This window comes from Bifidobacterium subtile (assembly GCF_000741775.1).
Classification (GTDB): Bacteria; Actinomycetota; Actinomycetes; order Actinomycetales; family Bifidobacteriaceae; genus Bifidobacterium; species Bifidobacterium subtile.
The window spans coordinates 80,668-100,557 of record NZ_JGZR01000007.1; the positions used below are offsets into that span (position 1 = coordinate 80,668).

Here is a 19,890-nt window from a genome sequence, read left to right on the forward strand (position 1 = left end):
GAACGGCCCCGTGCATTCACGCACGGGGCCGTTCCTTTCTTCTCTTGCGATTCCGCATACACGAAGCCGACACGCAATCCGTAATATGCCCGTTACCTGCGAGACGTGCGCGTAACACAGCGGCAACACAACGATGTGGACGCGCTGCCATCATGATTTTTGTTTGATGCACCCGCATCATGCGGCGTAATGATTGCGTTTCCGCCGAATGCAAGGGCGCGTCGGCATCGGAGGCACAGCCAGCTGGACGCCGTGGGGAACCGCAGCAGTCATATGCAGAGAGGAAGAGGTATATGGCCCGATTACAACGAATGAAGATAGGGGCGGCACTGTGCGCCATGGCGGCGTTGCTGGTCACCAGCGGCTGCGGTTGGGGCAGAACGGTTGCCGAACGCGATGCGCAGGAGAAGAACGGCACGGCATCTGGAGATCATGCGTCATGCGTAGACACGTCGGGCAGCACCATAAAAATCGGATTCGTCAATTCTTTGTCCGGTACGATGGCTATCTCCGAGCAGACGGTCAGCAATTCGCTGCATATGGCGGTTGACGAGATCAATGCCAAGGGCGGCGTGCTCGGCAAGCAGCTGAAGATCGTCCAGCAGGACGGCAAATCAGAGCCGGCCGTATTCGCGGAGAAGGCCAAAACGCTGATCGAGAAGGAATGCGTCGCCGCGGTCTTCGGCGGCTGGACCTCCTCCTCACGCAAGGCGATGCTCCCCGTGTTCGAAGCGGATAATGCCCTGCTCTTCTACCCGTTGCAGTACGAGGGCATGGAATCCAGCCCGAACATCTTCTACTCCGGCGCCGCCCCGAACCAGCAGATCGTGCCCGCCCTTGACTATCTCAAGGAAAAGGGCTACAAGAAGCTGTTTCTGGTAGGCTCCGATTACGTGTTCCCGCAGACCGCGAACCGCGTGGTCAAAGCATATGCGCAGGGCAATGGCATGCAGGTGGTCGGCGAGGAATACACGCCGATGGGCTCCACCGACTTCACCACGATCGTCAACAAGCTCAAGTTCTCCGGGGCGGATGCAGTGGTCAACACCCTGAACGGCGATTCCAATGTCGCTTTCTTCAAGGAGTACAAGGCCTCCGGCCTCAAGCCCGCCACCACTCCCGTGATCTCCATGTCGATCGCGGAGGAGGAGGTCTCGGCCATCGGCGTCGACAACGTCAAGGACCAGCTGACCGCTTGGAACTACTACCAGACGCTTGACAACCCGCAGAACAAGAAGTTCGTTGCGGACTTCAAGGCCAAGTACGGCCAGAAGCACCCGACCTCCGACCCGATGGAATCCGCATACACCTCCGTCTACCTGTGGAAGGGCATGGTCGAGAAGGCCAAATCCTTCCAAGTAGACAAGGTCAAAGCGGCCGCCGACGGCGTTACCTTCAACGCCCCGGAAGGCAAGGTCTGGGTGGATGGGCAGAACCACCACATCTACAAGACGTCGTATATCGGCAAGATCGGCGACGACAGACTCATCCACACCGTATGGAAATCCAAGGGGCCCATCAAGCCCGATCCGTATCTCAAAACCTACAGCTGGGCCAAGAGCCTGAGCGCAGGCACGGACAAATAAAAGGAAGGACTCGAAATGGGCATGATATTCCCTCAGATCGTGGCGGGGCTTTCCAACGGCTCGATTCTGCTGCTTGCCGCCCTCGGACTCTCATTGACCTTCGGCCAGATGGGAGTCATCAACAACGCGCACGGCGAGTTCATGATGGCAGGCGCCTACACCGCCTACGTCATGAGCACAGTGATCGGCAACAAGACGCTCTCGTTGGTCGTGGCGCTGGTGGTCGGATTCGTCGTGGCGGGCCTGCTCGGCCTGCTGCTCGATGCGTTGCTGCTGGAACGCATGCGCAGTCGGCCGCTGGACACCCTGCTCGTCACCTTCGGCGTTTCGCTCGTGCTGCAGCAGCTGGCGCGCGATATCTTCGGAGCCACGCCGGTCTATGCTTCGGCGCCTGATTCGCTGAGCAGCCCGGTGACCATGTTCGGCTACAGCTTCTCCTCCGGGCGTCTGTTCATCTTCCTGCTCTCGATCGTGTGCGTCGCCGCATTGTACGCGGTTCTCAAGCTCACGCCGCTGGGCCGTCAGATACGCGCCACCTCGGAGAACCGTGATCTGGCTGAGGTCTCCGGCATATCCACCAGGAAGGTCGATTACGTCACGTTCTTCCTCGGGTCGGGAATCGCCGGCATCGCAGGTGTGGCGCTGAGCCTGCTCAATTCCATCAGCTTCAACTTCGGCACGACCTTCATCGTGCAGGCCTTCCTCGTGGTCGTGGCCGGCGGCGTGGGCCAGCTCAAGGGCGCCGTGGTGGCCTCGTTCGTGCTGGGGCTGTGCCAGTCGTCCATCGAATTGCCGACTTCCGCTTCGATCGGCCAGGTCGCTGTGTTCCTGATCGTCGTGGTGTTCCTGCAATTCCGTCCGCAGGGTCTGGTTTCCATCCGTTCCAGGAACCTCGCGTAGCAAGGGAGAGGCAATGAATATGAATCTGAGTGACTTCAGCGCTAAGATCGCGAAGAACAAGGCGCTTATCGGCACGATCATCGCCGTGGCGCTGATTTTCATCGCGCCCTCCGTGATGAGCGGCTACAATCTCGGGCTGCTCTCGAAATATCTGTGCTATGCAATGGTCGCCGTAGGCATCGGCCTTGCCTGGGGGCAGGGCGGCATGCTGACGCTGGGCCAGGGCCTGTTCTTCGGGCTGGGCGCATATGTCATGGCCATCCATATGAACCTTGAGGACATCGGCCCCGGTCAGGTGCCCGACTTCATGGCTCAATACGGCATAACGAGCGTTCCTGGCTTCTGGGAGCTGTTCCGCAACCCGGTCATCGCCATCATCGGCGTTGCGGCCGTCCCCGGCATCGTCGCCGCAATACTCGGCTGGGCCGTCTTCGGACGCGGCGTGCGCGGCGCGTACTTCGCCATCCTCTCGCAGGCCTTGGTCGCCGCATTCGCCGTGCTGTTGATCGGCCAGTCGAAAACCACCGGCGGCACCAACGGACTGAACAACTTCAAGGGCTTCTTCGGCTATGATCTCACCGATCCCGCCAATCAGCGGATGATCTTCCTCATCTGCGCATTCCTGACGCTGGCCATGGTGCTGATCGTGTACTGGATTCGCAAATCGTTCATGGGCGACCTCGTCATCGGCGTGCGCGACCAGGAGAACCGCATGAAGTTCCTCGGCTACAATCCCGCGTCGATCAAAGTGTTCGCGTTCACTGTGGCCGCGATGTTCGCCGGCATCGGCGGGGCCATGTTCGTGCCGGTGGTCGGCATCATCTCGCCCTCCGACATCGGCGTGACCCCCTCGATCCTCATGCTGGCAGGCGTGGTGATCGGCGGACGCACCACGCTGCTCGGCCCGGTGGTCGGCACGTTGCTGGTACGCTTCGCCGAAACGCAGCTTTCCGAGGCCTATCCTTCGGCCTGGACCTATATCGAAGGACTGATCTTCATCCTCGTCATCGCCTTCGTGCCGTTGGGATTGGGTCAGTTCAAGGGCGTGTGGCCATGGATTAAAGAGAAAATCGGACTGGGCAAAGGGCAGCCGGGCGGCAGACCGGCCGAGGTTTCCGGCAGCTTATCCGCTCAGCATGTGGGCGTGGACTCGGCAGCGACAGCTGAGGCTGTTGCAGCTCCTTCGATTGGCGCCTCACCTGTTTCCGGCCCGCATCCGATGCAAGCGAAGGTGGTGAAGGCATGAGCGAGGAGAGCACTATGAACGCAACCACGCCTGTGGAGTCGTGCAGCGGCTCTGCTCCGGCATCGCAGGAGGATTTGGCCCAGCTGCGCGCCGAAATGGCGCAGATGCGCGAGGAAGCCAAACGAATGCGCGACGAGGCCGAGCAGATGAAAGCCGAAATCGCCCAGGATCGCATCGCGATGAGCGACCAGCTCAGCGTGCTCGACGATCGCGGCGGGCAGTGGAGCGACTATTTGGAAATCCAAGGATTGCATGTTGAATTCGATGGATTCGTGGCCGTGGACAACCTCAACCTGACCGTCGAACATGGCGACCTGCGATTCCTCATCGGCCCGAACGGCGCAGGCAAGACCACCATCATCGATGCGATAACCGGCTTGGTGTCAGCCTCCGGATCGGCCACGTTCCGCGGCGAGCAACTGCTGGGCAAAAAGCCGAACGACATCGTCAAGCTCGGCGTGGGGCGCACCTTCCAAACCGCATCGGTGGTCGAAGAGCTTTCCGTGGTGGAGAACTTGCAGCTGGCCGAGGGCTTTCGCAGGAAGGGCCGCGAGCTGTTTCGCACCACGGGCGCCGCATCGCAGAATGTCACGTACATGATGGACGTGTGCAGCCTCACCGACGACGCCGACAAACGCGCCGGCATCCTGCCGCACGGCAAGAAGCAGTGGCTGGAAATAGGCATGCTGCTCGTGCAGGACGCGCATCTGCTGCTGCTCGACGAGCCGGTCGCTGGCATGACCCCGGCCGAGCGCCTGCAGACGGGCGAGCTGCTCAAGCGGTGCAGCAAGAACCGCACGGTCATCATCGTCGAGCACGACATGGATTTCATGCGCCAGTTCGCCGACTCGGTCACCGTGCTCAATCAAGGCACCGTGCTCGCCGAAGGCTCGGTCGAGGATATCCAGAACAACGAGGAAGTCGTGCGCATCTACCTCGGCGGCGGGGAATGACCGGCGTCGGTCTGCATCCGTCCGCGATTCGCTTCGACACATCCGAAACAGGAGCGAGCTGCGGACGAGGCGCAGACGGCAGGCGCTGAGCGGAACAGCCTGCAGCATAAGACGGCATAAGACAGAGGGTAAGGAACGCATATGGCAATGCTGGAAGTCAAAGGGCTCGATACGGGCTACGGCAAGGTGACCGTCGTCAACGGCATCGATTTCGATGTGAACGCCGGCGAATGGGTGAGCATCGTCGGCAACAACGGGGCCGGCAAAACCACACTGCTCAAGGCGCTGCTCGGGCTGCTGCCCACGAGTGCGGGGTCGGTGGACTTCGACGGCACGGACATCACCCGCACCGCGCCGAATCAGCGCATCCGCAAGGGCATGGCCTTCGTGCCGCAGGGGCAGCAGTCCTTCGGCACGATGAGCGTGGACGAGAACCTGCATGTGGTGGCCGACCGCTACGGTTCCGAGGCGAAGGAGCGCTACGACGAGGCCGTTGCGATGTTCCCCATCCTCAAGGAATTCGCGGGCCGACGAGCCGGGCTGCTCTCCGGCGGCCAGCGCCAGCAGCTTTCGATCGCGCGTGCCCTGATCACTCGCCCCAAGCTCATGATCCTGGACGAGCCTACCGAAGGCATCCAGCCGAATATCGTGGCCGAAATCCAGCAGGCCATACGCGCTATGGCCGAAGACAAGGGCATCGGCGTGATTCTGGTCGAGCAGAAGGTCCAATTCGCTATCGAACGCGCCGACCGGTACTACGTGCTCGCCTCCGGCCGGTTCATCGCTTCCGGCGAAGGTGGCCCCGACCAGGTGGAAGCCGCGAAGGAAGCCATGCGCGTGTAGGGGGGCTGCTTGCGTGGCTGCGCGTGTGGCAGATTACGCGGCAGGTTGCGTGTGGCTGCTTGTACGGCAGTTTGCGTCGCCTTTTAGCCGCTATCGTGACCCTACCGTGCAAAAGGTAACGTTAATGGTCTGTTCTGCGTAACCTTTTGCACGGTAGAGTCGGGTTGCCGTACAAAAGGCGACGCATATGCGTTACAACCCCCGCATGATAACGGAGCTTATGCGGGATTCGCGTCGTTTGAACGGCCTGAAACGTTACAATGCCCGCACTGTCTTGATAGTGCGGGCATTGTAACGTTTGACCGTGGGGAGCGCGACGACTCTGGAACCCCAATGACCAAACCTGGCAAACTCGGTTAAATTCAGTTAAGTGGGGAAAAGTGGTGTAAACTACATTTTTAGATGGATAAAAATGTAGTTTACACCACTTTTCCATAGATAAGGGTTGATGATGCTACGTCGAAGCATAATGAATCAGCTGATCAGCTGGGCTGACTCACGTGAGCGCAAGCCCTTGCTGCTGTACGGCGCACGGCAAACGGGGAAGACCTTTCTGCTCAACGAGCTGGCGGCAAAGACTTTTCCTGGCGACTCCGTGCGCTTCGATTTGGAACGGGACGCTCGTGCTCGGCAGGCTTTTGAGTATGACCTCAACCCGGAGGCGTTGATTCGTCGTCTTTCGCAAGTGGCAGGCCAGAGTATCGACTCCGAACGCACGCTGCTGATTCTCGATGAGGTGCAATCTTCGAACCGTGCTTTGACCTCGCTGAAGTATTTTTGCGAAGATATGCCGCAGCTGCATGTAGCTGCAGCAGGCAGTCTGCTGGGCGTTGCCGTTAACCAGCAGGGGTTCAGCATGCCGGTAGGCAAGGTGCAGACGATGACGCTTCATCCTATGAGCTTTGACGAATTCCTTGATGCGATGGGGGATGGCGGCATTATTCCCGAAATCCGGGATTGCTATGAGCGTGCGGAGGCGTTTTATCTGCATGATGCGATGCTTGAACGCTTCTGGCAGTATGTGATTGTCGGAGGCATGCCGGAGGCGGTCGCCAGATTCGCCGAGGACGGTGACTATGCTGCTGCCCGCGATGTGCAGTCGACCATAATCGATCTGTATGTGGCCGATATGGCGAAATATGCGACGCCAACGGAAACCGCTCGCATTCGCGATACGTGGAACAGCATCCCCGCGCAGCTTGCCAAGGAGAATCACAAGTTCCAGTACAAGCTGGTGAAAAACGGCGGACGGGCTTCGCTGTATGCCTCATCGATTGCATGGCTGCTGGCAGCCGGTCTCGTGGAACGATGCGCGCGGGTAGCCAGCGGACGGCTGCCACTGGCCATGCATGAGGATGCCTCGGCGTTCAAGATTTATATGTCCGACACAGGGCTGCTGTCGGCTCGTGCGGAACTGGACCCCTCCACGCTGCTGGATGCAGATTATCGCAAACAGCTTGATCTCGTCGGCATCGTTGAAAACTACGTTGCGCAGGCATTGGCAGCTAACAACATTGCGTTGCGCTATTGGACAAGCGGCAATATGGCAGAGGTGGATTTCGTCATGCAGCCGCATGATTCGACCAGCGCCATGCCGATTGAAGTCAAGTCGTCGGATAATACCAGGTCGCGCAGCCTTGCAACATATCGCAGCAAATACGAACCAACTGAGTCCATGCGGCTTTCGACCAAGAACTTCGGAGTGGATAATGGTATCCGCAGCGTGCCGCTGTATGCGGCATTCTGCATCGGAAGGTGAGTCGGCGTGGAAATCTGCCGTTCTTATTGGCGTTCTAGAATATGCTGTATTTGGCAATTCATGCTGACGCGAGGATAGGGGCGTGATGAGACTTACTCCACGGGAAACCGACAAACTGATGCTGTATGTGGCGGGGCGGCTCGCCGAGGATCGCAAGGCCAGAGGCGTGAAGCTCAACTACGTGGAGGCGGTTGCGCTCATCGCCTCGCAATGCGTGGAGCGGGCGCGCGAAGGCTCCATTGTGGCCGAGCTGATGGCGTACGGACGCACGCTCCTGAAGCCCGAGGATGTGATGGATGGCGTTGCGGAGATGCTTGACGTGGTGGAGGTGGAAGCCACCTTCCCGGACGGCACGAAGCTCATCTCCATCCACAACCCCATCGAAACCACCGAGCAGCTCGTCCCCGGCGAGTACCTGCTTGCCGACGACGACTTGGAGCTGAACGACGGCACTGACGCCATCGAGCTCGATGTGGTCAACACGGCGGACCGGCCGATTCAGATCGGCTCGCATTTCCACTTCTTCGAAGTCAACAAATACCTGAAATTCGACCGCAAGGCCGCTTATGGCAAGCGCCTCGACATCGCGGCGGGCACGGCCGTGCGTTTCGAACCGGGGGAGGCGCACCGGGTGCGGCTCATCGACATCGGCGGCACGCGCGAGATCCACGGCTTCAACGCGCTGGTGGAAGGCAAGCTGGATGATCCGACGGTGCGCGAGGCGGCGTTCGCCAAGGCGCACGAACAGGGATTCCTAGGGATTTAAGGGCGAAGGGGCGTTAAGGATATGAAAACCATCACACGCAGCGACTATGCGGGCATGTTCGGGCCGACTACCGGCGACCGCGTCCGGCTCGGCGACACCAGCCTGATTATCGAAGTCGAACGCGACTACACGCACTACGGCGACGAACTCAAATTCGGCGGCGGCAAATCCTTCCGCGACGGCATGGGGCAGTCCTCCGTCCAAAGCGACGCCGAATCGCCCGACACCGTCATCACCAACGCCCTCATCGTGGACTACACGGGCATCTACAAGGCTGATATCGGCATCAAGAACGGCCTGATCAGCGCCATCGGCAAGGCGGGCAACCCGCAGACCATGAGCGGCGTGACACCTGGGCTTGAAGTCGGGTCGGGCACCGAGGCGCTCGCCGGCGAAGGGCTCATCGTCACCGCAGGCGGCCTGGACACGCATATCCACTTCATTTCGCCGCAGCAGATACGCACCGCGCTTGCCGGCGGCGTGACCACGATGCTGGGCGGCGGCACTGGCCCGGCCGATGGCACGAATGCCACGACCTGCAATCCTGGCGCATTTCACCTGACCCGCATGATCGAGGCGGCCGAGGCGCTGCCAGTGAACATCGCGTACTTGGGCAAAGGCAATGATTCCAGCCCCGAACCGCTGTGCGAGCAGATTCGCGCCGGGGCGGCGGGATTGAAGATCCACGAAGACTGGGGCTCGACCCCGGCGGTGATCGACACCTGCCTCGGCGTGGCCGAGGAAACCGATACGCAAGTCGCCATCCACACCGATACCCTGAATGAGGGCGGCTGCGTGGAGGACACCATCGCCGCGTTCAAAGGCCGTGCCATCCACACCTACCACACCGAGGGTGCGGGCGGCGGGCACGCCCCCGACATCATCCGCGCCGCAGGCTTCCCCAACGTGCTGCCCAGCTCGACCAATCCGACGATGCCGTTCACACGCAACACCATCGACGAGCATCTCGACATGATGATGGTCTGCCACCACCTCGACCGCAACGTGCCCGAGGACATCTCCTTCGCCGACTCGCGCATCCGCCCCGAGACGATCGGCGCCGAGGACGTGCTTCATGACATGGGCATCATCTCTATGATGAGCTCCGACTCGCAGGCCATGGGCCGCGTCGGCGAGGTCATCACCCGCACCATCCAGACCGCCGACAAGATGAAGAAGCAGCGTGGCGCCTTGCCCGAGGACGAGCACGACGGCAACCGCAACGACAACTTCCGCGTGAAGCGCTACGTATCGAAATTCACCATCAACCCGGCCATCACGCATGGCATCGCGCAGTACGTCGGCTCCATCGAAGTCGGCAAGATGGCCGACCTTGTGCTCTGGCAGCCGTCCATGTTCGGCGCGAAGCCCGAGATGGTGGTGAAGGGCGGCTCTATCGCCTACTCGCGCATGGGCGATGCGAACGCCTCGATTCCGACCCCCGAGCCGGTCTACTACCGCGATATGTTCGGGGCGCTGGGCCGCGCGCTCGGCAAATCCTGCGCCACTTTCGTCTCGCAGGCCGCCTATGACGACGATATCAAAGGCAAGCTCAGTCTTTCCCGCCAGGTGCTGCCCGTGCACGGCTGCCGCACCGTGGGCAAGAAAGACTTGAAATTCAACGACGTCCTCGCTGACATCCAAGTCGACCCCGAGACCTTCCGCGTGACAGTCGACGGCGAACTCGTTCACTCCGACCCCGCCTACGAGTTGCCCCTGACCCAGCGGTACTTCCTGTTCTGAGTGCAGGGGCGGAGGGTATGGAATATGGATAGCATATGCTAGGCTTCTTCTTGAAAGCCGAGACGCGCAGTTGAAACTTTCCGTGTTGGTCCTCACGATAAACGAAACTGTCGCCTGATGCGAAGGGCGTCAGAGGTTGAAAAGCCTTTGGAACGCATCTAGTCCCAGCCGTGGGACGATAATGCCGAGCGGGGTATGCAATTATCCGCGAGGTGGTACGGCAGCAGGGCCTTCCTTCGGGAGGGCGAGAGTCGTCGCGGGCGACAAAAAAGGATGAGGGACGCCGGGCCTTAGGGATCGGCGTTCTTGCTCTTCTGACTAGTGCAAAAGGACAGCACGATGCCTACAAGAGAGTCTGCAGCAGCGTTGATACATAAGGTCGCCCTCCTGTATCAGAGTAATTTACTTAACCGCTATGTATTATTTATTCCAGAACGCAGTGAGCCAATAGAGACTTTTTATTCCGCTCGTAATTTTCAACATCTCTGCGGATATGACTACCGTCGTCGAATCAGCCCGGAAGTCTTCTTTGAACAAGCTTTGGCCAATACGCTGAGCGACGCATCTTTGGTAGCAAAATATGTACGAAATACGCGTGCAAAAATGCGGATTCTTCCAACTATCATGCACATCGACACCAAGGCATCCACTTTGATTAGGAATCCGGTTTTGCCCGGTCTTATAAGAACTGATGCCGTATGCATCCACGTTGATGCTCTTATCGGCTATCGTAATACCGGCGCGCAGATGGTGCCATGCACTGCCCTGCAAATGAATGGGATGATTGCCGGGCAGGAAGTAATCATCGGAGTAGTCAAAACGGAACCGACGGAGAGCTCATATACGATTTACTCCAAACGGGTTAAGGCACAAGATCCAAAAGGTGCTACAAGAAGAAGAATTCTTGCTGCTCTGAAACGAATATCGGATTCTCGAAACGTGTCTCCATCTTTGTTAAGCATGGTGCAAGAGTTATAGACGTAATCGGTCGACGTCAAACATCGTACTCGGAATAGGTGCATGTATATGGCCGGATAGCTGTGTTTCTGTGAGGCAAACGCACGAAGCTGGTTGATAACCCAATGGTTCATCAATGCAGTAGCCGCCGTGGGTTTACGAGCCGGTGACGATGTCGGCTATGTCCTTGATGAAGTCGAAGGCGTTGTCGCCGCGAGTAGTGAGCAGGCGTACGCATAGGCCGTTGACGACGCGGCTCACGCCGAGTTCGCCGACGAAACCAACTGCGTCGGCATGCGAGCGGATGCGGCTTATGAGGTCGTCTTCGGCGGCGATGCGGGCGGACTCGATTTGTGCGCGGATTGCCTCGGGGGAGGCGGACGAATCGGCGGGGACTCCATCTACATCCAAAGCAGATTCGGCATTGTTGGTCGCAGCGTCCAGTTCGGGAAGATGCACGTATACGACGCCGCAATGGGTGAACTCGCGCCACATGCCGAGATTCGTGTAGTCGAAGGCGTCGGGTTCGAGCAGCATACGGTCGGCGAACGCCAGATGCTCGCGCAATTGCGGTTCGGTGCGTTTCGGCGGACGGCCACGGCGATGCGCGGAGGCGCGCTCTGACTCAATCTGATTATGCAAGGCCTGCTCCACCGCCGCAGGCTCGGCTACATACACGCGCAGTCGGTTCGTGAAGCGCCGCATGGCCCAGCGCTCGTCCATACCGACGCGCCCGCAGGTCACCACATCCGCGTAGATGAACGTGGATTCCGCGGCGATGTGTGCGGTCGTCACATTGGTGAAGGTGCTGTTGCGAAAAGGAATAACGGGGAAGGGCAGGAACACGGCCTTGGCCTCGCCTTGCGCGCGCAGATCGATGGTGCGCGACGCGGAGCCTTCCGCCGTATTGAGCACTTTCTCATAGCTTTGCGTGGTGATGGTCGCATCGCTGCCCGGGCCGAAATCGATGTCGATATGCGCCTCGTCGCCCTGCAGGAAACCGGGGGAGGCGAACATGACGATGAAGTCGGAATGACGCCCGTTGGTGAACGGGGTCATGAGCTTGAACGGCGCCTCGAAATATACATCGTCGATTTTCGTGCGTCCATGACGCAACGCGGTGGCGAGACGGAATATGCTGCTGCCCATCGGCGTCACAGCTCCTCGAACAGCACGCTTTTGCGAATCCAGCCGATGACATCGTCCACGCCGGCCCCGCCCATCAGATCGGTGACGATGAACGGGCGCTCGCCGCGCATCTTGCGCGAATCGCGCGCCATGACATCCAGATCGGCGTGCACGTACGGCGCGAGATCGGCCTTGTTGATGACGAGCAGATCGGAGCGCGTGACGCCCGGGCCGCCCTTGCGCGGAATCTTGTCACCCTCGTCGGTCGCGATCACGTAGATCGTGGCGTCGGCCAAATCGGGGCTGAAGGTGGCGGAGAGGTTGTCGCCGCCGGATTCCACGAACATGATCTGCACGTCCGGATGGGTGCGGGCCATGTGCTCGCAGGCTTCGAGGTTCATCGAGCAGTCCTCGCGTATCGCGGTGTGCGGGCAGCCGCCAGTCTCCACGCCAGCGATGCGGTCGGCGGGAAGCCGCGAATGCTGGATGAGGAATTCGGCATCCTCCTTGGTGTAGATGTCGTTGGTGACGACGCAGATACTGTAGTCGTCGGCCATCTTGCGGGTCAGACGCTCGATCAGCGCGGTTTTGCCGGAGCCGACCGGGCCGGCGATGCCGATGCGTACGTAGGACATGTGGTCTCCTTGATAATGGTGAACGGTGGTGGTTGATTGATGGCGGGATATGAGATACGGGGTGTCGAAGTGCCGGATATCGAAATGCTGGGATGGCGAACAGGCTGCTAGCTCATATACAGCCTTGAGTACAGCGTCTCATGCTGCATGGCGGCGATGTCGATGAAGGCTCCGGAGATGCCCAGATCCTCCGGCCGCAGCGTCATGGCGATATCCACGGCGCGCACGAGACGCGGGAAGGAGTTATGCAGCGCCACCTGACCGGCGTACTGGCTGAGCGGAATCGCCTTCGCCGCGCACATGGTCAGCGCGCTGAGCAGCGAGTATCCGTACATGATGGCGGCGTCGCGGATGTCAGGCGCGTGGTCGGCCGCATACACGCCCATCGCAATCGGGTGCAGGCCACGGCATTGACCGGTGCTGATCAGCTCGGCGTATAGCGCCAACGCGGGCGAGCCGTACAATCCGTCCGCCGCGTCCTGCAGCCGATGGCGTTCGGTGCCTTGCGCATGCACGGCGATGACATCATGCTCCCGATCATCGGCGTGGGGAATGCCGGATTTATCGGATTCGGCTGTGGAGCTGGCGGTGCTAGCCTTGGCGATACTAGTGGCGTTGGCGTTGGCGCTGGAATCAGTGGCGTCAGTGATGCCGTTATCCGCGCTGCCATGCGTCGCCGCAACGGAGTCAGACTGCGGATTGCCGCGCCGCCCGTCCGAACTCTGTCCGTCCGAATGATGTCCGCCTGAACGGTGCCCGTCTGAGGTCTGTGCCTGACCGGCATCCATCTGCGTGGCAAGCGTCACCAGGCGCGAGCACATGCGCTCGCTGCCCTCGCGGATTTCACGGGCCGATTGCAGCGCCGAAGCCAACTCATCCAGTTCGATGAGGTGCTTGGCAAGTCCTGCGCGGCGCATGCGTGAGTCCGAAGCGTATTTGCCGGCGAGTACCATCTGCCCGATTTCCTTGTATGGAGCGATGTCGAGGTAGTTCTTCACATATTCCTCGAAATCGCCACCGCGCCGCAGCATGTCGCGCTGCACGAAAGTCTCCATGCCGTTGGACAGCGCGAATGCGCCGACCGGGAACACGCTGTCGCACACCTGCAGCATGGCGAGGCGGCGGGCTTCGGTCTCGTTGGCGTTCATGGCATGCGCCGGCTTTCGTGATTCAGAGTGGTCATGGACAATGGGAATGCAATGGGAATGGCTGCTGACTGCAAGAATATGCTTGGCGTCAGTGGGTGTGCCAGGTCACGCCGCCGTCATGGCTGTGGGAACCATCGGGGCGGTGCAGCACGCCGTTCAGCTCGTATTCGCCGGGGGCGGGAGCATGCGCGGCATGACCGGTCTCGTCGGCGTGGCTGTGGGCGTCGGAGCCGTGTTCGTGATGATGATGCGCGTGCGCATGTTCGTCGGTCTGTGCCTGATCGGCCTGAGCGTCCCCGGTCTGCACCTTCCTGTTCTGCGACTCGCGAAACGCCTCGTCGGCCTGCGCTTCCTGCTCCTCCTCGGCCACATCGCCGGTGGTTTTGCTGGTGCCGGGAATCAGCGTGCCTGTGCCGGCGTGCGCCTTGACAATCAGGAAGCCATCGAACTGGCCCTCGCTCAGATGCGGCTCGTATCCAATCTTCTTCGTGTATTCCATCGTCGGATGGTCGTAGGGCACCAGCACCCGGTCCTCCTCCACCTTGAGACTCAGGTGACGGTTGCCCAGCTCGAAGCACAGGCGACCCATCTCCTTCATCGAGGAAACTGGAATCTCAATCAGCTGAGCGGCTGCTATCCGCGCGAAATAGCGCTTGTCGTCGGTTTCGGCGAGCACATCGCCATCCGCGATGGTCCTGCCCACCATCACACCGAATTCAGTGCCGTCCTCGGCCACCTTCAGCATGCGCTTCTTGTTCGTCTCGAACCAGTCGAAGGCGATCGGCACCTCAAGCTTGCCGTCGTCGTAATGCTGGCTGATGATATTGCCCGTTATCGTGTTGGCGATCATCCGCCCTCCTTGCAAAGCCCGAGGCAGACGCCGCAATACATCATGCGGCCCTGCCCTTGTCATGAGCGAGTATAGAGAGCGCTGGCGCGAATTATGTAACGAACTGCCGAAAACAGCGCAAAATGCTGCAAAAATACGGCTGGAAGTGCTTACTCAGGAGATGACTCTCACGGCGTGTCGCTTGTGGTGCGAAGGCTTTGCGCGACCCTGTGCCCGGATTGAATCACAGATGTGATATTACGGTTCACACTTATAAGGCACATGCGCAGCCGGATACGTGGTGCATCTGAACATACTGTGCAGCTCGCTGTTCGCCGGGCAGCATGACGACGAAGCTTACGATGGAAAGAGGTGGCAATGCTCGGTGCGTCTCACGCGGCTGTTCTGGCGATGCATATCCCGGACAATTTCATATCGCCATCCACCTCGGCGCTGTTCTGGGCTGTGATGATACCGGTCTGGGCGCTGTGCCTGCGCTCCGTGATTCGCCACAGCACGGCAGAGAATATGGCGTATCTCGGCGCAGGAGCCGCATTCTCCTTCCTTATCATGATGTTCAATGTGCCCACGCCCGGCGGCACCACCGTGCACGGCGTGGGCGGAGCGCTTATCGCACTGCTGCTCGGCCCGCAGTACGCGACGGTGGCCATATCCGTGGCGCTGCTGCTGCAGGCGCTGCTCTTCGGCGACGGCGGGCTGCTCACGCTGGGCGCGAACTGCTTCAACATGGCCTTCGTGCTGCCGTTCTGCGCCTACGGCATCTTCATGCTGCTGCGCAAAGTGCTGCGCGCCAAGTGGAAGGACCGCGTGGCTGAATTCGTCAGCGCGTATGTCGGCATCGTGCTCGCCGCGTTCTGCGTAGCCATCGAACTGGGCGTGCAGCCGCTGCTGTTCCGGACCCCGGACGGTCAGGTGCTCTATTTCCCCTTCACCTTCAACGTGACTATTCCGGCGATGGTCATACCCCATCTTGTCGCCGCAGGAGTCGTTGAAGGCCTTGTCGCCGTGATGGTGATCGAATTCGTGCGCCGCACTTCGCCGGAGATGATCGCATGGGAGGCTTCGAGCGCAAATACAGCGGAAAGTGCGTCGAGCCAGCAGAGTGGTTCGAGCCGGGGCGGTTCGGGTAGCTCGGGCGTTTTAGATGGCTCAAATGCCTTGGACAGCTCGGGCAGTGCCTCCGGTCCGAAGGTGCGCGAATACGCATGGATTGCGCTGGGCGTGGCGGCGATCCTCTCTCCGGTCGGTCTGCTGGCGGCAGGAGACGCGTGGGGGGAGTGGGGCGCTGAAGGCTTTGCCCAGGCCACCGGACTGCACTATGTGCCGCACTACATCGCTCACGGCTTCTCTTGGAACGCGATGCTGCCTGACTATTCGATGCGCGGCTTGCCGAGTGCCGTCGGCTATATCCTCTGCGCGATTATCGGAGTCGCCGTGCTGATTATCGTCTTCCGGCTGCTGGCGCTGGCAGTGGATGGACGGGAGCCCGAGATCGTGGCCGTATCTTCGTCTGCATCTGTATCTGCATCTACGATCTCGTCTGCCGCCGCGCATGCGGAGAGCGCATCGGATCCGAACCATAACAGCAGCCGGAGCGGCACATGAATTCCAGCCCCTCGCTAGGCATTCCTACCAATGAAACGGTGACGCTGCCGGCGTGGCTGTGTGAGTCTGAGTGTTACACGCCGCCAAACGACCGGTCCTCGTTCATCCAGCGCAACCTCGGTCATATGGGCCAGGTGCTCTCACGGGTCGGCGCAGGTGCTCCGATCAGTCAGAGTCCTGTCGATCGTGCGCTGCGCACGGTTTCGCCGGCTGTACGCATTGTCGGCATCGTGGCAGTGATCATCGCCGTGAATATCACACGCAATATGATGTTCTCTTACGCTATGCTTGCCGCCGCGCTCGTGCTGCTGGCCGCGCGACCCGCATGGCTGATGCGCTCGATACTCATGCCCGCGCCCGCGATATGCGCATTCAGCCTGGCGATTTCGCTGCCCGGCGTGTTCGTGGGACAGTACAATACTCCTGCGCGGCTGGCTGTCAAAGCATTCGTCGCGGCTTCCTTCGTCATAGCCTTCGGCTGGACTGTGCCGTGGAACCGCCTGATTGCCGGGCTGCGCGGCATCGGATGCCCCGATTCGCTGATCTACATCTGCGATGTGACGATGCAGTTCATCGATATACTCGGCCGCTCCATGATGCGTCTGCTCGATGCGCTGCAACTGCGCAGCGTCGGGCGGGACAGCCGCAAACTCATGTCGGCCGGGCATGTGCTGGGCACTTTGTTCGTGCATGCCCACGCGCAGGCGCGGCGCATGGCCGAGGCTATGGCATGCCGGGGATTCGACGGCAGCTACCGCATCCAGCGCGAACGTCTGCTGACGTGGGCCAATGGCGCGTATAGTGCAGTCATTGTGGCGATGGCGGCGCTGGCTATGTATCTGGGTTGAACGGTCAGGGAATAGCATGGGCGAATATGGTGAATCGACGCAATGGGCCGATTGGAAACAGGTCGATAGGGAACGAATCGATAGGGAACGGGCAGGTTGCTGAGCATGGGTATCGTGAATCGTAGAAGGCGCTCTGTGGCGCAGCCTGATGCAGGCTGGTTCCAAGGCGAACCGCTTGTGGAGCTGCGCGACATCGATTTCTCCTACCGCGAGTATGAGACGGCAGAGGGAGGCGATGACGGCTCTAAGAACAGCAGTCGAGGCAATGCCGACAACAGCGACGTGCGAAGCGATGTTGCTACAGTCGGCGCACGAGGCGATATGCGGGGCGGCGCACGGGATGGGCCGCGCGGCGACACGCAGGGCACCGCGCAGGGCAATACTCGGCAGATCAATGCGCAGCAAGGTTTCGCAAGCAGACAAGGTCATAACAGGAGACCGTGGACCGCGCACACAGTGCTTGACAAGGTGTCGCTGACCATCGAACGCGGCGAATGCGTGGCTCTGCTCGGTCCCAACGGCAGCGGCAAGACCACGCTCATGCGCATCATCAATGCCTTGGAATTCCCCGATGCGGGGGAGTACCGCTACGCAGGCACCTCGGTGACCCGCAAGCTGGTGCAAGCCAAAAACAGCGCATTCGCCAAGACGCTGCATCAGCGCATCGGATTCGTCTTCCAGAATTCCGACACCCAGCTGTTCTGCCCCTCCGTCGAGGAGGAGATCGCCTTCGGCCCCTTGCAAATGGGCCTATCGCAGACCATGGTCCGTCAGCGTGTAGAAGACATGATCGGCATATTCGGTATGGAATCCATGCGGCAGCGGGCCCCGTACCGGCTCTCGGACGGCGAGAAGAAGCGCGTTGCCATCGCCGCGTGCCTATCGCTCAACCCCGAACTGCTGGTGCTCGATGAGCCGACCGACGGCCTGGACGAGCGCAACACCGACATGGTCGTGCGTGTGCTGCAAGCCTTCGTCGCCTCCGGCAAAACCATACTGTTCTCCACTCACCATCGCGACATCGTGCGCCGCCTCGATGCGCGCGTGGCCGACGTCTTATAGCGCGTGTGGTGCTTCGTCATCTGCGACATCGGGCAGCTTTTTCCCTTCCGATTCCAGCCCCACCCACAGGGCGACGCGTGTGCGCGCATCGTTGATGTCCACGCCGAGAATGCTGGCCGCCCGTTCGACTCGAATCTGGGCCGTATGCCGGTGCACATCCAATGCCCGGCCGGTTTTGTCCCATGAGCATCCGGCATTGAGCCAGCATTGCAGCGTCAAGGCAAGCTGTGTGCCATTGCGCGAATCATACTCGAACAATGGCGTAAGCGGGCTGACCTCAGTGTGATGATCCCGATATGAGCGAATCATCAGTTCGCTCACATCGCTGAAGGTCCGCAGCGGCATGAACTGCACAATGCGGCGATGCTCTGCCGTGATTGCCTCTTGCAATGCCTGAGTCGCCTCGTCATAGGCCTGCTTGATATTCGTGTACAGCGCAGGCCGTGAAATGCCGGCGTATACGGACTGCTCGAAAACCTGTTCAAAGGGGTAATCGCCGTTTTCCAGCAGCAGAATAGTCGAGCCGTTGAACTCAGCGAGAAACATAGCGGCCCCGTGGGTCGCAAGTGCTGCTCTTTTTCGTATCCTGTAGCGGTCCATCGTGCTGCCAGACGTTGCGCTGTTTGGTTGCTCGCACAACGCTATGAGCAGGAACGGTTCGTGTGGCATGCTGTCGAAAATCGGTCCGATCTCACGTACCTTACCCACATCGACGCCTGCGAACAACATGGTGAGCAAGGTGGAATTCAGATGCTCCACTTCGAGATGCAGTTTGCTCATTCCCTGGAAAAAACTGTCCATGAGAAAGAGCACGTGCGCAATAAGCTGCCGCGCGTATTGCGAGTCCTCGTTTGTTCGTCCATGAACGAGCACGCCGGAGAGATCGCCCGACTGTCCGAATGATTCCAAATGCGCGTAAAAAGCCGCTTTTTCTATCTTGCAGGCCGACTTCCTGTTGCCATACAGCAGCTTTCGAACCTGTTTTTGCACGATGCCGTAATGCTGTCCGTATTGATGTTCAAAGCTCTCGGAATGAGACAGCAACATGCCTTGGCTGTCGAAGCACAATACCCATGTATGCAATTGACTTTCGAGCTTGGAGAAGACAGGCGATGCGCTATTGGATTCGAAAGCGGTTTTGCTCAGCACTTGCTTGGCTGCTGCGATTCTATTGATCTGCTGGTTGGTGTCCTGCACGATCAACGAGTCGATGTATTTGGTCATTTCAATGAATGAAATGTCCTGGGAAACGAAGATCGGTATCCGCGTGCCGACACTGACTTCGGACTGCGACAGAAATTCAGCCAAACGCCTGCATTTCTCCAAAAAGGACATATCTGCCTTTTTGGAAAAATTGATCTCTTCAGGACCGATGATCACTGCAGGCACATCGCGGACAGTGAGATTACGCAGATAACTGAGCGCCGTGTAACGGTTGAGATTGCGTTCCAGCAGATGCCCCGTAGTGAGAATCAGGGTTTTGTTTGCGATGAACGGCGAAGGATTGATCAGATTCGTGAAGTTCACCGCATTGATGCTTTTGCTCAAGGTCGCTTCGGATAATCCGAAAAGCGATGCGACGCTGAGGTTTCTGCCAAAGTGATGAAAAACAGTTGATAATGTCACGGCCATGCATCCATGCTGGTGCCTGTATGTTGCCTTGGGGTTTCCTAGTGCGGCTTGTATTTCCTGGACGTTATTTCGATGTAACTTCGCACCTAGGAGATTACAGAGTCTTCAATCCGCGAAAAAGGCGCGATATTCCCTCTGAACGGCTCCACGCTTGCACAATCAGCAGTACACAATGTCGTTACGGCTGGTGCTTGACAGGACTTTTTGTTCATGGCCGAGCCGTTTGCGC

Annotated in this window: 17 protein-coding genes; 12 read left to right on the forward strand and 5 right to left on the reverse strand. The window is 59.6% G+C overall.

Annotation, left to right across the window (positions count from 1 at the left end; genetic code table 11):
* Positions 1–293: 293 nt before the first annotated feature.
* The 9 genes from urtA (at position 294) to BISU_RS12565 (ending at position 10,774) form a co-directional block, all read left to right on the forward strand.
* On the forward strand, positions 294–1,586 hold the full coding sequence (urtA, locus tag BISU_RS07315) for an urea ABC transporter substrate-binding protein (protein ID WP_024462930.1): 1,293 nt from the start codon (positions 294–296) through the stop codon (positions 1,584–1,586).
* A 15-nt stretch (positions 1,587–1,601) separates the two neighbouring features.
* Positions 1,602–2,486, forward strand: a complete 885-nt coding sequence (gene urtB, locus BISU_RS07320) for an urea ABC transporter permease subunit UrtB (RefSeq protein WP_024462931.1) — start codon at positions 1,602–1,604, stop codon at positions 2,484–2,486.
* Positions 2,487–2,499: 13 nt separating this feature from the next.
* Complete coding sequence (urtC, locus tag BISU_RS07325; protein ID WP_226839076.1) at positions 2,500–3,732, forward strand: urea ABC transporter permease subunit UrtC; 1,233 nt, start codon at positions 2,500–2,502, stop codon at positions 3,730–3,732.
* A 14-nt stretch (positions 3,733–3,746) separates the two neighbouring features.
* Entirely contained in the window at positions 3,747–4,685 is a 939-nt protein-coding gene (urtD, locus tag BISU_RS07330) for an urea ABC transporter ATP-binding protein UrtD (protein WP_024462933.1), read from the forward strand.
* Between the two features lie 141 nt (positions 4,686–4,826).
* On the forward strand, positions 4,827–5,528 hold the full coding sequence (gene urtE, locus BISU_RS07335; protein WP_226839075.1) for an urea ABC transporter ATP-binding subunit UrtE: 702 nt from the start codon (positions 4,827–4,829) through the stop codon (positions 5,526–5,528).
* Between the two features lie 469 nt (positions 5,529–5,997).
* Entirely contained in the window at positions 5,998–7,287 is a 1,290-nt protein-coding gene (locus tag BISU_RS07340) for an ATP-binding protein (protein WP_033502467.1), read from the forward strand.
* A gap of 85 nt (positions 7,288–7,372) precedes the next feature.
* The gene (gene ureA / locus BISU_RS07345) at positions 7,373–8,053 is read left to right on the forward strand and encodes an urease subunit gamma (RefSeq protein WP_024462936.1); all 681 of its coding nucleotides are present in this window, start codon (positions 7,373–7,375) and stop codon (positions 8,051–8,053) included.
* A gap of 21 nt (positions 8,054–8,074) precedes the next feature.
* Complete coding sequence (ureC, locus tag BISU_RS07350) at positions 8,075–9,796, forward strand: urease subunit alpha (protein ID WP_024462937.1); 1,722 nt, start codon at positions 8,075–8,077, stop codon at positions 9,794–9,796.
* Positions 9,797–10,135: 339 nt separating this feature from the next.
* Positions 10,136–10,774: a PBECR4 domain-containing protein gene (locus BISU_RS12565; RefSeq protein WP_152599031.1), complete on the forward strand. Its 639-nt coding sequence runs from the start codon at positions 10,136–10,138 to the stop codon at positions 10,772–10,774.
* A 135-nt stretch (positions 10,775–10,909) separates the two neighbouring features.
* Here the strand turns inward: BISU_RS12565 and BISU_RS12085 are convergent, their stop codons facing one another.
* From BISU_RS12085 to BISU_RS07370, 4 genes are all read right to left on the reverse strand, one after another.
* Positions 10,910–11,902 (reverse strand): urease accessory protein UreD, encoded by a 993-nt coding sequence (locus BISU_RS12085; protein ID WP_081672611.1) that lies wholly within the window; start codon positions 11,900–11,902, stop codon positions 10,910–10,912.
* 5 nt (positions 11,903–11,907) lie between these two features.
* Positions 11,908–12,516 (reverse strand): urease accessory protein UreG, encoded by a 609-nt coding sequence (ureG, locus tag BISU_RS07360; RefSeq protein WP_024462939.1) that lies wholly within the window; start codon positions 12,514–12,516, stop codon positions 11,908–11,910.
* A 107-nt stretch (positions 12,517–12,623) separates the two neighbouring features.
* Positions 12,624–13,664, reverse strand: coding sequence for an urease accessory protein UreF (locus tag BISU_RS07365; protein WP_024462940.1), 1,041 nt, complete (start codon positions 13,662–13,664; stop codon positions 12,624–12,626).
* An 88-nt stretch (positions 13,665–13,752) separates the two neighbouring features.
* Complete coding sequence (locus BISU_RS07370) at positions 13,753–14,514, reverse strand: urease accessory protein UreE (RefSeq protein WP_024462941.1); 762 nt, start codon at positions 14,512–14,514, stop codon at positions 13,753–13,755.
* Between the two features lie 357 nt (positions 14,515–14,871).
* Between BISU_RS07370 and cbiM the strand changes: the two genes are divergently transcribed.
* The 3 genes from cbiM to BISU_RS07385 all read left to right on the forward strand — a co-directional run bounded on the left by cbiM (position 14,872) and on the right by BISU_RS07385 (position 18,029).
* Positions 14,872–16,119 (forward strand): cobalt transporter CbiM, encoded by a 1,248-nt coding sequence (cbiM, locus tag BISU_RS07375; RefSeq protein ID WP_051245940.1) that lies wholly within the window; start codon positions 14,872–14,874, stop codon positions 16,117–16,119.
* Positions 16,116–16,967, forward strand: coding sequence for an energy-coupling factor transporter transmembrane component T (locus BISU_RS07380; protein ID WP_024462943.1), 852 nt, complete (start codon positions 16,116–16,118; stop codon positions 16,965–16,967). Before cbiM ends, BISU_RS07380 begins: the two co-directional genes overlap by 4 nt.
* Before the next feature lie 135 nt (positions 16,968–17,102).
* Entirely contained in the window at positions 17,103–18,029 is a 927-nt protein-coding gene (locus tag BISU_RS07385) for an energy-coupling factor ABC transporter ATP-binding protein (RefSeq protein WP_024462944.1), read from the forward strand.
* On the opposite strand, the gene BISU_RS07390 is transcribed toward BISU_RS07385, so the two are convergent.
* Complete coding sequence (locus BISU_RS07390; protein ID WP_024462945.1) at positions 18,024–19,661, reverse strand: PucR family transcriptional regulator; 1,638 nt, start codon at positions 19,659–19,661, stop codon at positions 18,024–18,026. The two genes, BISU_RS07385 and BISU_RS07390, sit on opposite strands and share 6 nt — an antisense overlap.
* Positions 19,662–19,890 lie beyond the last annotated feature (229 nt).